Source organism: Gordonia aichiensis NBRC 108223 (assembly GCF_000332975.1).
GTDB lineage: Bacteria > Actinomycetota > Actinomycetes > Mycobacteriales > Mycobacteriaceae > Gordonia > Gordonia aichiensis.
Genome location: NZ_BANR01000007.1, coordinates 21,105 through 34,402, shown reverse-complemented (window position 1 = coordinate 34,402; position 13,298 = coordinate 21,105). Strand labels below are relative to the sequence as shown.

Annotated in this window: 15 protein-coding genes and 1 riboswitch; of the genes, 8 read left to right on the top strand and 7 right to left on the bottom strand. The window is 67.7% G+C overall.

All coding sequences use genetic code 11. The features are described from left to right. Positions 1 to 45: 45 nt before the first annotated feature. Positions 46 to 837, bottom strand: a complete 792-nt coding sequence (locus GOACH_RS10375; RefSeq protein WP_373279084.1) for a DUF3027 domain-containing protein — start codon at positions 835 to 837, stop codon at positions 46 to 48. Between the two features lie 65 nt (positions 838 to 902). On the opposite strand from GOACH_RS10375, the gene GOACH_RS10370 reads away from it, so the two are divergent. Further along, entirely contained in the window at positions 903 to 2,861 is a 1,959-nt protein-coding gene (locus tag GOACH_RS10370) for an MFS transporter (protein WP_005174270.1), read from the top strand. A gap of 3 nt (positions 2,862 to 2,864) precedes the next feature. Further along, complete coding sequence (locus GOACH_RS10365; RefSeq protein ID WP_005174268.1) at positions 2,865 to 3,467, top strand: DUF2771 family protein; 603 nt, start codon at positions 2,865 to 2,867, stop codon at positions 3,465 to 3,467. Here GOACH_RS10365 and GOACH_RS24490 read toward each other — a convergent pair whose 3' ends face one another. Further along, on the bottom strand, positions 3,468 to 3,887 hold the full coding sequence (locus GOACH_RS24490) for a cold-shock protein (RefSeq protein WP_005174266.1): 420 nt from the start codon (positions 3,885 to 3,887) through the stop codon (positions 3,468 to 3,470). It abuts the gene before it with no gap. A 241-nt stretch (positions 3,888 to 4,128) separates the two neighbouring features. Between GOACH_RS24490 and GOACH_RS10355 the strand changes: the two genes are divergently transcribed. The 5 genes from GOACH_RS10355 to GOACH_RS10335 all read left to right on the top strand — a co-directional run bounded on the left by GOACH_RS10355 (position 4,129) and on the right by GOACH_RS10335 (position 7,326). Beyond that, a complete protein-coding gene (locus GOACH_RS10355) occupies positions 4,129 to 4,338 on the top strand; it encodes a hypothetical protein (RefSeq protein WP_005174265.1) in 210 nt (69 codons plus the stop codon). Beyond that, positions 4,335 to 4,895 (top strand): flavin reductase family protein, encoded by a 561-nt coding sequence (locus GOACH_RS10350; RefSeq protein ID WP_005174263.1) that lies wholly within the window; start codon positions 4,335 to 4,337, stop codon positions 4,893 to 4,895. The genes GOACH_RS10355 and GOACH_RS10350 overlap by 4 nt, the downstream gene beginning before the upstream one ends. Next, positions 4,892 to 5,977, top strand: a complete 1,086-nt coding sequence (gene moaA, locus GOACH_RS10345) for a GTP 3',8-cyclase MoaA (protein ID WP_005174262.1) — start codon at positions 4,892 to 4,894, stop codon at positions 5,975 to 5,977. Before GOACH_RS10350 ends, moaA begins: the two co-directional genes overlap by 4 nt. 7 nt (positions 5,978 to 5,984) lie before the next feature. Beyond that, complete coding sequence (locus tag GOACH_RS10340) at positions 5,985 to 6,233, top strand: MoaD/ThiS family protein (RefSeq protein ID WP_005174261.1); 249 nt, start codon at positions 5,985 to 5,987, stop codon at positions 6,231 to 6,233. A gap of 259 nt (positions 6,234 to 6,492) precedes the next feature. Next, a riboswitch (cyclic di-AMP (ydaO/yuaA leader) is annotated at positions 6,493 to 6,671 on the top strand. Positions 6,672 to 6,678: 7 nt separating this feature from the next. Next, positions 6,679 to 7,326, top strand: coding sequence for a transglycosylase family protein (locus GOACH_RS10335; protein WP_005174260.1), 648 nt, complete (start codon positions 6,679 to 6,681; stop codon positions 7,324 to 7,326). A 106-nt stretch (positions 7,327 to 7,432) separates the two neighbouring features. Here GOACH_RS10335 and GOACH_RS10330 read toward each other — a convergent pair whose 3' ends face one another. From GOACH_RS10330 to GOACH_RS10315, 4 genes are read right to left on the bottom strand one after another with little or no spacing between them, the layout of a single operon-like run. Beyond that, a complete protein-coding gene (locus GOACH_RS10330; RefSeq protein ID WP_005174259.1) occupies positions 7,433 to 7,876 on the bottom strand; it encodes a molybdenum cofactor biosynthesis protein MoaE in 444 nt (147 codons plus the stop codon). After that, on the bottom strand, positions 7,873 to 8,370 hold the full coding sequence (locus GOACH_RS10325) for a MogA/MoaB family molybdenum cofactor biosynthesis protein (protein WP_005174256.1): 498 nt from the start codon (positions 8,368 to 8,370) through the stop codon (positions 7,873 to 7,875). The genes GOACH_RS10330 and GOACH_RS10325 overlap by 4 nt, the downstream gene beginning before the upstream one ends. A gap of 26 nt (positions 8,371 to 8,396) precedes the next feature. Further along, the gene (gene moaC, locus GOACH_RS10320) at positions 8,397 to 8,933 is read right to left on the bottom strand and encodes a cyclic pyranopterin monophosphate synthase MoaC (protein WP_005174255.1); all 537 of its coding nucleotides are present in this window, start codon (positions 8,931 to 8,933) and stop codon (positions 8,397 to 8,399) included. A gap of 18 nt (positions 8,934 to 8,951) precedes the next feature. Beyond that, complete coding sequence (locus GOACH_RS10315) at positions 8,952 to 9,155, bottom strand: hypothetical protein (RefSeq protein WP_245551877.1); 204 nt, start codon at positions 9,153 to 9,155, stop codon at positions 8,952 to 8,954. A gap of 81 nt (positions 9,156 to 9,236) precedes the next feature. Here GOACH_RS10315 and GOACH_RS10310 point away from each other — a divergent pair, with 81 nt between their 5' ends. Further along, complete coding sequence (locus GOACH_RS10310; protein ID WP_005174252.1) at positions 9,237 to 11,582, top strand: helicase-associated domain-containing protein; 2,346 nt, start codon at positions 9,237 to 9,239, stop codon at positions 11,580 to 11,582. Positions 11,583 to 11,595: 13 nt separating this feature from the next. Here GOACH_RS10310 and GOACH_RS10305 read toward each other — a convergent pair whose 3' ends face one another. Then, entirely contained in the window at positions 11,596 to 13,101 is a 1,506-nt protein-coding gene (locus GOACH_RS10305; protein WP_005174249.1) for an MFS transporter, read from the bottom strand. Positions 13,102 to 13,298 lie beyond the last annotated feature (197 nt).

Genomic DNA, 13,298 nt, shown 5'->3' with positions numbered 1-13,298 from the left:
GAACGGGTCGAGACCTCGCTGGTCAGTCGTCAGGGTCGGCCGTTCTCAGGAGCCGACGATTTCGAGGACACCGTCGTCGAATGCGTCGTAGGCGGGCGAGCCGTCTCCGCGGTGCGGTTCGACGTCGGAGTGCGCGCCGCAGCCATACTCTGCCGACACCACGCGGCCGTCGGCGGAGAGTTCGTTCGCGCACGCTCCGAACGCGGCCCGGAGCGCACCGGAGAGCGGGATGTAGAAGCCACAGGTCGCGCACGAGAACGGAGCGGCCTGCGCCATCTCCGAACCCGGCCCGAAGTCGCCGTCATACCAGCGCTGTGCGGCGTCGTCGCGGCCCTCGCGGCTGAGCACGCGACGCCGACCGAGTCCGAGTTCACCCGCAACCTGCGCGACGTCGTCGGAGTCGGTCGCGAACTCGTCGCCGGTGTCGATCTGGTTGGGCACCAGACGCGGGTCGTCGTCCTCGGCGGCGAGGACGTCGCCGGGGGTGAGGTCGCCGGACTCGACGCGCTGCGACCACGGCACCCAGTCAGGCGCGAGCAGAGCACCGTCGGCGGGAAGGAGCGCGGTCTCGCTGATCGTCACATCGTCGTTGGCCGGGGATCCTGCGACCACGACACACCACTGCCACCCCTGATAGCCAGGGATGTCGGAATCGAAATAGTGGGCGACGGCCCAGTCGCCCTCGGGAATGGCGGCGCGGTGGTCGCCCGGATGCTCCCCGTCGGCTTCGAGCGCTGCACGAGCAGACTCGACGGCGTCGAGCAAGAGCTGGTTTCCGGTCACTGCGATCACGTTTCCAGTGTGCAATATCGCTGCAGCGCCAGGCCAACCGCCCACCTCGAGACGCTGTAACGCTCCACACGACCGATGGTTCCACCACATAGTCAGACCGATGGGGGACAATGGGTCAGGTGATCCGATGGAGGCGGGCCGACGGGGGCCGATCGAACGACGACTCCCCGACGCAACAGGCGACCGGCGACGAGACCGCGCACCTCGACGAGTACAGCCGACGACGCCCGGCAGCGCACCCGGGCAGTGCGAACTATCCCGCAGGCGATGGTCGCTCGCGTTCACGTGCGCACGCAACCGTCGGTGACGCCTACCTCCCTCCCCGTACGCACAACCCGCATCTGCCGCCGCTCGACGAGTCGCCGACCGTCGAGGGAACACGGGCTATGCCCGATGCCACCGGGAGCGCAGGGTCGCCGCGCGGCCCGAAGAAGATCACGGTGATGCGGGTAGCCGCGATGCGTGGTCGGGAGTTGACCGGACGCGGCGTCGACAAGATCTATCAGGCCGCGACGGCCGACGGTGCCGACAAATCGGGGCTCACCGCGCTGACGCTTCCGGTGATCGCGAACTTCGCGGTTGATGCCGCGATGGCCGTCGCGCTGGCCAACACGCTGTTCTTCGCGGCGGCGACCGGTGAGTCGAAAACGAATGTCGCACTGTACCTCGCGCTCACCATCGCCCCGTTCGCCCTGATAGCGCCCATCATCGGCCCCATGCTCGACCGCCTCCAACACGGTCGACGGATCGCGATGGCCACGACGTTCGGCCTGCGGACCGTGCTCGCGCTGCTGATCATCAGCAACGTCGCATGGAATCCGGCGACCCAGCAACTGCAGTACGACCCGTGGGTGCTCTACCCGTGCGCGCTCGGGCTGTTGGTGCTGTCCAAGTCGTTCGGGGTGCTGAAGTCGGCGGTAACCCCGCGGGTCGTGCCACCGAGCATCGACCTCCCACGGGTCAACTCACGGCTGACGACGTTCGGTCTGATCGGCGGCACCATCATCGGTGGAGCGGTGGCGGCACTGTTCGAGATGGTGCTGGCCAAGGCGCTGCCGATCCACATCCCCGGCGCAATGGTGTGGCTGGCAATCATCTCGGCGCTCGGTGCGTACCTGTGCCTGCGCATCCCGTCGTGGGTCGAGGTCACCGAGGGCGAGGTCCCGACGACCCTCACCTACCACCAGCCGCAGCAGGCTGCCGAAACCAACGGGCAGCACGCTGCCGGGGCCGACGTCCCGCGCACCTCCCGGGCCCGACGCGGCGCACGTGAGATCGCCAAGACGATGCGCCAGCCGCTGGGTCGGACGGTGGTCGCCGGGCTGTGGGGCAACGGGACGATCCGCATCCTCACCGGATTCATGACGCTCTACATCGCGTTCTACGCCAAGGCCCAGGGCTCGCACAGCGGGTGGATGCAACTCGCCTTGCTCGGTGCGGTCGGCGCGGCCGCGGGAGTCGGCAACGCGATCGGCAACGGTGTCGGCACCCGCCTGGAACTGAAGAATCCGCCGAAGGTGATCGTGTGGGCGACAACGGCCTGCTTCGTCGTCGCGATTCTCGCCGCGATCTTCGGCAACGTACTGCTTGCTGTGGTCGCAGGCTTCGTGGCGTCGGGCACCAGTGCGATCGGCAAGGTGTGTCTGGACTCGTCGATCCAGGACGACCTGCCCGAACGCTCGCGGGCGTCGGCCTTCGGCCGCTCGGAGACGGTCCTACAGTTGTGCTGGGTGCTCGGTGCAGCCCTGGGCGTGCTGCTGCCACCCAAGCTCTGGATCGGCTTCACGGTCGTCGCCGTGCTGCTGGGTCTCGGGCTGGCACAGACCGTGATGACCACGCGTGGCTCAACCCTCGTGCCCGGACTCGGCGGCCATCGTCCCGATCAGGCCGCCCCGACCGTGTCCTTCGCCGCGGCGGACACGACCCCGTTCACCCACCCCACCAAACGCGCTGGTGAACGACCCGGAACCGCCTATCGCGGACCGTCGGAGGCACCCACCCGACCACAGTCGACCCGACCGCCACATGGACCTGTCCACCCGGGCGGTCACCGGACAAGCCATCATTGATCCGTGCGATTCAACAGTGGTGAGAAGAGGGCGGTCGCAATCATCGCGATCGTCGCGGTGGTGTTCGTGGCCGTGGTCAGCGGGACGGTCGGCGCTCTCGTCGCCGGCAATCATCACGACGACCGCGGCTATCTGCACGTCGCGATCGACGATGAGCTGATCACGGTGAAGCCGACCGAGTGGTGCGATGTGCTGATGCAGCGCTGCACGGCCGACCAGGACCAGGCGCTGCGCGGCCAGCATGTGCCACTGCCGGTCGGGCAGAGCGCCATGCTGTCGGTATCCGAGGACATCTCCGAACACCCGTGGTTGCTCTACCGGCTCTACGCCGACCGCAACGGTGTGATCGTCAACCCCAACCCGACGCCGGAGTACAAGACGAGCGGGTCGACCTACACCGTCGAACTCCCGTCACGACCCGATCGGGTGCTGGTGAACATCGAGGTGCAGCCGCTGTCCGCCGTCGTCGTCGATGGCCAGTATCAGGTGGCCCGCGGTGTGCTGTCGCTGAACACCACACCGGACGGCTTCCGGGTCAAGCAACCCTCGCCGCAGAATCCGACCCCGCCGAGCGGGCAGGTTCAAGAGCCGTCGGCGACGGGTTAGTCAGCGGTCGAGCTCGCGCGCCACGGCCCGTACGACCTCCGAAATACGTTGCGCGGTCTTGCGATCGGGGTAGCGACCCTTACGCAGATCGGGCTGCACCTTGCCCTCGAGCAGGGTGATGAGGTCGGCGACCATTCCGTGCAGTTCATCGGGACTGTGGCGCTTGGCCTGCTGTTCCTTGCGCGCGGCCTCACGGGTGTTCTTGGCAACACTCGGGGCGGGCTCGAGCACGGTCACGGTCAGCGCCTGCGGTCCGCGACGACCGGCGGCCATGCCGAACTCGACGCGCTGGCCGGGCTTGAGCGCCTCGACGCCATCGGGCAGCGCGGATGAGCGGACGTAGACGTCCTCCCCGCTCTCCTGAGCAAGGAAGCCGAAGCCCTTCTCCGCGTCGTACCACTTCACCTTGCCGGTCGGCACTGTGCTCACCCTCATCTTCGCTCGGTCTTGTCACCACGGTGTCGTCACGACGGTCTTGTCGCGACGACAGGTCTTGCCTCAGCATGCGACAACAGGTCTTGTCACAGCAAAAGACGCCCAACCCACGACAATCAGATGAGCAAGGCGCCTGGTTGTCCATAGTCTAGCCAATGGCCCACTGTGCAGTCACCTCAGATTCGGTCCGGAGCAACAGGGCTCGAATGTGATCTACCGTTGAGGTATGCAGAAGAAATCGTCCACGGCTCTCCTCGTGCTCGCGGGGTTCGTGTTCGGCGTCGGACTCCTCGCTCTGATCGCACTGTTCGTGATGCCGGTCCTCGACAACGGCGGTACCGCGCCGACGTGGGTCTATCTGCTGGCGATGTGCACTCCCATAGGGTTCCTCCTCGGCCTCGTCTACGCATTGCGCTCCGGGCGGCGCGTGCGATGACGGCATCGGGTGACGTGGGTCGTGGCTCGTCCCGCGAGTTGTCACCGGTGTCGGAACCCGGCGCGCTCAAGCGCGCATACAGCTGTTTTCCGACCGGAGTGGTGGCGGTGTGTTGTCTCGGCACCGACGACGCCCCGCTCGGCATGGCGGCGTCGGCGTTCACCACGGTCTCGCTCGAGCCGCCGCTGGTCTCGGTCTGCGTGCAGAACACCTCGACGACGTGGCCCCGATTGCGGGAGGCACCGGCGCTCGGCGTGAGCGTGTTCTCGCACACGCAGTCGGCGCTGTGCCGACAACTCGCCGGCCCCGCCGAGCACCGATTCGACGGCACCACGCCGCAGACCGGCGACGACGGCGCGGTGTTCCTCCCCGACTCGGCTGCCCAGCTCTCCTGCCACGTCCACAGCGAGGTGCCCGCGGGTGATCACACCGTGGTGCTACTGGAGATCGACGCTCTCGACTGCGACCCGGACGTCGAGCCACTCGTTTTCCACGCCAGCACCTTCCGTGCCCTCGAGGCTCGTCCGCGCCTGCACTCCGCTCCGGGGCCGACATGAGCGTCGACCTCGGACTTCCCGCCACGCCGCGGCCCGCGCACGGCGTCGACGCACCGACCTCGGGGCCGCTGGTCGACACCTTCGGTCGGGTCGCCACCGATCTGCGGGTGTCGGTGACCGACCGCTGCAATTTGCGGTGCACCTATTGCATGCCCGCCGACGGCCTCGACTGGTTGCCGTCCGACGATCTGCTCACCACTGACGAGTTCATCCGGGTACTGACCGTCGCCGTACGCGATCTCGGTATCCGCCGCATCCGGTTCACCGGTGGTGAGCCACTGCTGCGACGCGATCTGGAGGAACTCATCGCCGCGGCAGCGAGCCTGGCCGAAGCACCCGAACTCGCACTCACGACCAACGGCCTCGGACTTCGACATCGCGCCCGCGCCCTCGCCGACGCCGGGCTCGACCGCATCAACATCTCGCTCGACACCCTGGACCCCACACGCTTCGCGCAGATCACGCGCCGGGACCGGCTCGCCGACGTCCTCGACGGCCTCGCGGCGGCCCGCGACGCCGGATTGAGTCCGGTCAAGGTCAACGCGGTGGTCCCGCACCGCGACGATCTGGAGCGACTTCCCGATCTGCTGCAGTACTGCCTCGACGAGGGCTATCAGCTGCGCATCATCGAGCAGATGCCGCTCGACGCCGATCACCGATGGGACCGCGGCACGATGGTGACGGCAGACGAGATCCTCGCGACGCTGCGCCGCACCTTTGAGCTGCGACCCGACCCACGTCCCCGCGGCGGTGCGCCGGCAGCCACCTGGCTCGTCAACGGGCACACCGACCCGTCGGGGCAGGCGGCTCGCGTCGGCGTGATCGCGTCGGTGACGCGCCCGTTCTGCGGCGACTGCGACCGCACCCGGCTCACCGCCGACGGTGCGCTACGCAACTGCCTGTTCGCCGACGCCGAGACGTCGCTGATGCCCGCGCTGCGCGGCGGACTCACCCGAACCGAGGTCGACGCCGAGATCGCGCGGCGCTGGCGGGGTGACATGTGGCACAAAGCGGCCGGACATGCGGTGAACACCACCGACTTTCGCCAGCCTGATCGACCGATGTCGGCGATCGGCGGATGAGGCCGCGATGACACTGACCGTCCGGTTCTTCGCCGCCGCCCGCGCCGCCGCCGGAACCGACACGAGCGTGGTCGACGTGCCGAACGACGCCACTCTCGGTGACCTCGAACACACCCTCGCCGCCTCCCACCCAGAACTCGTTCAGGTACTCGCCCGCTGCTCGTATCTGCGTGATGCCGTCGCCCTGTGCGACCGCGCCGCGCCCCTCGGCGACTGCACGACGATCGACGTTCTCCCCCCGTTTGCGGGGGGCTGACGGCTCCACCGCCCTGTGACCTTAGTCACATAACGAGGCGATAACGGGATGGACACGAACCGACCATCGTCGGGTTGAGCAGCGATGACGGGAAAATCGGGCCCAAAGTCCTACGCGCAGCCCCGAAATCAGGTTGCGGACGAGGGTGATTCGACGGCGAAGACGTCGTACTGTACGAACAGTCTCCTCCAGGGAGATCACAGGACAGACAAAGGAACACAACATTCGACCGGGCGCGCCAAGCCTCGTTCCCCCGATTGAATGACGAACAACAAACTCAGGAACGAGGACGGGGGACCCAACATCTCTCGCGAGATAACGGACATCGGCACCGATGCCCTTGGGGTTAAGTCCACCGGCCGCCGCGGCGGCCACGGACCGAGCAACCTCTCGTTCGAACCCGACAGCTGACTTCGTAGGCGCGTGGAGAGAGGAAAGACAACTCATGGCCGGACGTCATCGCAAGTCGACGACCAACACGACCACCAAGACCTTCGCGAAGGTCGCCCTCACCGGCGCAGTGCTCGGCGGCGGAGCAGCACTGCTCGGCACCGGTTCGGCACACGCAGCCTCCGACTCCGAGTGGGACCAGGTCGCACAGTGCGAGTCGGGCGGTAACTGGGCCATCAACACCGGCAACGGGTACCAGGGCGGACTTCAGTTCAGCCCGAGCACCTGGGCCGCCAACGGTGGCACCGCGTATGCACCGAGCGCCGATCAGGCCTCCAAGGAGCAGCAGATCGCCGTCGCAGAGCGCGTTCTGGCGACACAGGGCAAGGGCGCATGGCCGGTGTGCGGCACCGGACTGTCGGGCTCGACCCCGCGGACCGCTCCCACCGACTCGCCCAAGCCGCTGCAGGCACCCAAGCCCGATCTGAAGCCCGAGGCGCAGCCGCAGACCCCGCTGGAGAAGACCCCCGAGGCCAAGAGCACCGACGACGTCAAGAGCCAGGTCGACGGCGCGCTCGACGGCGCCAAGGTCAGTCCCGAGGTCAAGAACCTGTGGAAGGCAGCCAAGGACAGCGGCTACCAGCTCACCCCGGATCAGCTGAAGATCTACAACGAGAACAAGGGCATGATCCCGCTCCCCTGAGCGATCTCGCCCGAGTCCCGGCGGCAGTGACCGCCGGACCCCGAGACGAAGGGCCCCGCACGACGCCACACGGCCGTGCGGGGCCCTTTTCCATCGCTGCCCACCCTCAGGCCGATCCGACCCACTCGTCCGAGCCGTCGGCGAACAGCTGGTGCTTCCACACGGGCAGACGCGCCTTCACCTCGTCGACGAGCCGGGCGCACAGTTCGAATGCGGGCGCCCGATGGTCGGCCGCGACGGCAACCGCGAACGCCACGTCGCCGATATCGAGATCACCGACCCTGTGCGAGACGGCCACCGCGCGTACCCCGTCCACCGTCCTCGTCACCTCATCGACCACTGCGGCGAGCACGGTGGGCGCGCTCGGGTGTGACGAGTAGGACAACTTCGTGACCGCCGACGGATGATCCCCGTCGTGATTGCGCACGGCACCCGCGAAACCGACGACGGCACCCGCGGCACCGCCCGCCGCGTCGGCCACGAGTTGTTCGTGAGACGAGAGTTCGATGGGTTCGGTGGCGAGGGAGGTCAGCACGACACGCGCACTCATTCGTCGCCCCGGGGATGATCGCCGCCGCGGATCTGGTCGAGGGCATGCGCCAGTACACCGTCGAGCACCTCGAGTCCGTCGCGGACGCCCCCGGTCGACCCGGGCAGGTTGATGACCAACGTGCGACCCGCGACCCCGGCGGTCCCCCGTGAGAGCACGGCGGTGGGCACCGCGGGCAACCCGGCGCTGCGGATCGCGTCGGCAAGCCCCGGGATCTCGACATCGAGCAACGCCCGCGTCTCCTCGGGGGTGCGGTCGGAGGGGCTCAGACCCGTTCCACCGGTGGTGATCACGAGATCGTCGGAGGCGTACACGCCGGCGCGGATCGCATCGCCGACCGGTGCGCCGTCAGCGACGACGTCGACCTCGTCGACGACGAATCCGCGCGTGCGCAGCCACTCCGCGATGATCGGGCCGCCCTTGTCGAGGTAGAGACCGCGGCTTGCGCGCGTCGACGCCACGACGACGCGGGCCGTGGGTGTCACATCAGCCATGCCCTCGACTCTGCCACGTCGAACGCTCAGAGATCGTCGTCGCGCTTCCAGGTCCCGGATCTGCCACCCGACTTCTCGAGGAGTCGGATATCGCCGGTGCTGGCACGTCGATCGACGGCCTTCGTCATGTCGTGCAGGGTGAGTCCTGCGATCGCGACTGCTGTCAGCGCCTCCATCTCGACGCCGGTCTTCCCCGCGGTCTCGACCGTGGCCAGGATGTCGATGTGATCGTCGGCGACGGTGAAGTCGACGTCGACGGAGGAGAGGGCCAGCTGGTGGCAGAGCGGGATCAGGGAGTCGGTGCGTTTCGCGGCCATGATCGCGGCGATCCGCGCGGTTGCCAGTACGTCACCTTTAGGCAGCGCGGAATCCCGCAAAAGGTCGATGACCTCGGTGGTCGTGTGGAAGGTAGCCGCAGCGACGGCGCGTCGTCGAGTCGTGTCCTTGTCGCCGACGTCGACCATCCGGGCTGTACCCGTCGCGTCAACGTGCGACAGGCGAGGCGGTGTCGCCGATGCTTCTCTCGACGACCCCTCGGAGCCGCTTGCGTGCCGCGGGGGCATCAGGCCGACTCCACGTCGTCAGCGGTTGACGACGGTCTTCGGTACGACGTAGTTGACCTTGTCGGCCGGCAGCGGGAACTCGACGTCACCGAACGGCGACAGCGCTCCGGGGATCTCCGCCGCGAACTCCGAGACAGCGTGGTCGGGGACGCTGCCGTCGTCATGACGGGGCCAGCCGTTGTCGACGTAGTGATTCTTCTTTTCCTTCTCAGCCACGCGGATATTGTGCCATGCCTGACTCTGTCGCACTGCGCGGTGTCGTGACCAGGCTACTGTTTTCCCACGACCACTAGACTTGATCGAATGAGCACGGACGACCAGCGGATCGGCCTGGCCGACGACCTGGCCGCGCGCACCGACGATGAGCTTCGCGAGTTGCTGTCACTCCGACCCGATCTGGCCTCTCCGCCACCACAGGGAACGTCTGTGCTCGCCCAGCGCGCACTGGCCGCGGCATCGATCGCACTCGTCGGTGAGGATCTCGATCTTCTCACCATGGCGGCGATCGAACAGTTCATCACGCTGTCGTCCGGACCCGACGTGGCGCGGGTGCCCGCGAGTGTCGACGCCGATGCACTGGTGAAGGCACTGTCGGACCGGGCCGAGCCCGCCGAGATCAGCCGACGCATCGAGGATCTGCGCCGCCGAGCGGTGCTGTGGGGCGAGCGCGACTCGCTCACCGCGGGTGCGCACCTCGCCTCAGCCCTGCCCTGGAAAGCACTGCACCTCACCGGCCCACTCGCGCGCCGCACACCAGACGACGTCGCGACACTCATCGACGGCGTCGACGATCGACAGCGTGACCTGCTCACCACGTTGTCGCGCGGGCCGGCCCTCGGACGCAGCCGAGATGCCGCCCCCGGCGCGGATCCCGACAGCCCGGTTGCCCGGCTGATCGCGCTCGGACTCCTCGCGCGCGTCGATGATCAGACCGTCGAGCTTCCTCCGATGGTCGGCGCGATCATCCGCGGCGAACCACCGCTGCGCACAGACGCACTCACTCCACCCGATCTCGCGGATCAGCAGGCCTCACTCCGGTTCGGCGCCAAAGCCGTCGACGCCGCTGCCGGCGGCGAGGCATTGGAGTTGATCCGCCACACCACGGCGCTACTCGACGTACTCGAGCGTGCGCCTGCGGCGGTGCTGCGCTCTGGCGCCCTCGGTGTGCGTGAGTTGCGCAGGCTCGCTAAGGCAACCGGCCTCGAGCAGAAGCGCGTCGCGTTCCTCGCCGAGATCCTCGGCCACGCGCGCCTCATCGACGTCGGGTTTCCCGATCCCCCGCCGGCGGGTGATCGCGGAGAACAAGCGTTCGCGCCGACGTCCTTGGCCGATACCTGGTTGCATTCCGCCCCCGAAAGGCAGTGGGCCACACTGCTCGACGCGTGGTTGTCGATGCCGCGCCGGGCGTGGCAGGTCGGTGAACCCGACCGAGACGGCAACGCGTACCCCGTGTTGTCCTCCGAACTCTACGACGCAGGCGCCCCGGTGCAGCGACACCTCATCCTCGACCTGCTGACCGAACTCGACAGCGCCACACCGTTTTCCACCGAGACCGTGACGGCATCGCTTGCGTGGCGCCATCCGCACCGGATCCGTCGACTCTCCCCGCGCGTGGTCGGCGAAACCCTTGCCGAGGCACAGAGTCTTGGTGTGACCGCCCACCAGTCGCTGACCTCTGTTGGCCGAGTCGCGTTGTCCGACACCGACCCGGAGGCCACCGACTCCCAGGTGCTGGCCGCCATGCGCAAGTCGCTACCGGAGCCCGTCGACCACTTCCTCACCCAGGCCGACCTGACGCTGACGGTTCCCGGCCCGATGACCGCGGAGCTCAGCGAACAGGTCGAGTTGGTCGCCGACCTCGAATCCGGCGGTGCCGCTTCGGTGTATCGCGTATCGGAATCCAGTGTTCGACGCGCCCTCGACGCCGGAAGGACCAGCAGCGAGCTGCTCACGATGTTCACTGCGCACTCGTCGACCCCGGTCCCCCAATCGCTGACGTACCTCATCGAGGACGTCGCCAGGAAGCACGGGTCACTCAGGGTCGGCATCGCGTCGTCGTTCATTCGCTGCGAGGATCCGACGATGCTCGCAGCGGTACTGCGCAGTGATGCCGCCGAGCAGCTGGCGCTGCGGGCACTGGCACCGACGGTTGCGGTCTCGCCATCGGAGGTCAGGACCGTGATCGACCGGCTTCGCGACGCGGGTTTCGCTCCCGCGGGCGAGGATTCGTCTGGGTCACTGGTCGATCTGCGTGAGCGCGGCAGCAGGGTGTCGTCGAGCCGAGGGCGTCGACGCCCGACGCCACGCCGCTCGACGCCGACCTCCGACCAGCTTCAGTCGGTGGTGAGTCGCATGCGTTCGCACGACAGGGCAACGCGCGCCACACCCTCTGCATCGGGAAAGGCCGACTCCGCCCCGGTGCGCGCCGTCGGCGGCGGCGAATCCACCACGGCACTCATCCAATTGGCGCTCCGTGCCAACCGTAGGCTGCTCGTCGGCTACGTCGACGCCCACGGCTCGGCGAGCAGACACGTCGTCACGCCGCGACTGCTCGGAGCCGGGCAACTCGTCGGCACCGAGGAGGGCTCCGACGACGAGCAGCACTTCACCCTGCACCGCGTGACCAGCGTCGAGCTGCTCGACAACTGAACCGGCTTGCGAGTCACCCCGCCAGCGCGGCCTCCGGCTCGGCGTCGTGTGCGTCGCCGATGGGTCGCTTGACGTTGATCAGCAGGCCCGTCAGAACCGCGACGCCCGCGAGGATGGCTGCGGCAACGTAGAACCCGATGCTCTGCCCGTGCACGAGCGCCTGCGCCTGCATCGCTTTCGCATCGGCAGGTCCGCGGACCGACGCCAGGTGAGCCGTCGCATACGACGCCGCCGCGGTGGCCGCGATCGTGTTGAGCAGCGCTGTACCGATGGCACCGCCCACCTGCTGTGACGTGTTGACCATGGCCGACGCCACGCCCGCGTCACGCGGTTCGACACCGTAGGTCGCCAGGTTCATCGACGTCATGAAGACGGTGCCCATTCCCATGCCGAGGAGGAACAGTGCAGGGAAGACAACACTCCAGTACCGCGTCGACTCGGCCGAGATCTGACTGAGCAGCAGCATCCCGCACGCCGCGAGCAGCGCGCCGGGCACGAGTAGGAACCGCGGCGGCACGCGCGTGATGAGCCGCACCGCGATCTGGGTGGACCCGACCAGCATGCCGCCGACCATCGGCAGGAACGCCACACCTGCCATCAGCGGCGAATAGTGATGCACCACTTGCATGTACAACGTCAGGAAGAGGAACGAGCCGAACATCGCGACCACCGACAATCCGACGGCGAGGTAGGCGCCGCCACGCGCACGGTTCGCAACGACACGCAGCGGGAGCAACGGATGACTGCTGCGCGCCTGCCATGCGACGAATGCCACCAGTAACAGCACCGCGGCGGTCAGACAGATGATGGTCCCCGTGTCGCCCCAGCCCTCTTCTGCTGCCCGGCTGAATCCGTAGACGACCAGTGCGAGTCCGCCTCCGCCGAGGATCACGCCGAGCACGTCCAAGCCCGGAGCGTGATTGTGTGCGCGCGGCGGCTCCTTGATCTCGACGATCGCGCCGAAGAGTGCGATCGCGGCGAACACAACGTTGATGTACATGGTCCAGCGCCAATCGAGGACCTGGGTGAGGAATCCGCCGAGCAGCAGACCGACCGCTGCACCGCCGCCTGCAATTGCGCCGAAGATGCCGAACGCCTTGGCGCGTTCCTTCGGTTCGGTGAACATGACGGTCAACAACGACAACGCTGCCGGAGCCAGCAGTGCGCCGAATGCGCCCTGCAGCGCGCGCGATCCGAACAGCATGCCCTGGTTGACCGCTGCTCCACCGAGCGCGGATGCCAGCGCGAAGCCGACGAGGCCGACCATCAGTGAGCGACGACGGCCCCACAGGTCGGCAATGCGGCCTCCGAACAGCAGCAGCCCGCCGAACGCCAGCGCATAGGCCGTGATGACCCACTGCTGGTTGGCGTCGCTGATACCAAGGTCGACCTTCGCATCGGGCAGCGCGATCTGGACGACGGTGCCGTCGAGCACCACCATCAGCTGCGCGATGCAGATGAAGACGAGCGCCTTCCAGCGCCGGGGATCGGGTTCGGCTGATCGGGCCGTCGCCGACATCTCTGTGGGCGATTCGGTGGTCGATGAAGACTCAGAAGTGGACATCTGCTGGTGACTCGCTTGTCTCGAGGTCCGTGGAACTATCCGGAGGTCCGTACTCCGGATAGCCTACGCCGGGGCCCTCACCTGCGACAGTCGCACATAGGGCGCATTACGGACATAGCGCCGGAGCGCGTGCGCCGACCACCGGACCCGCC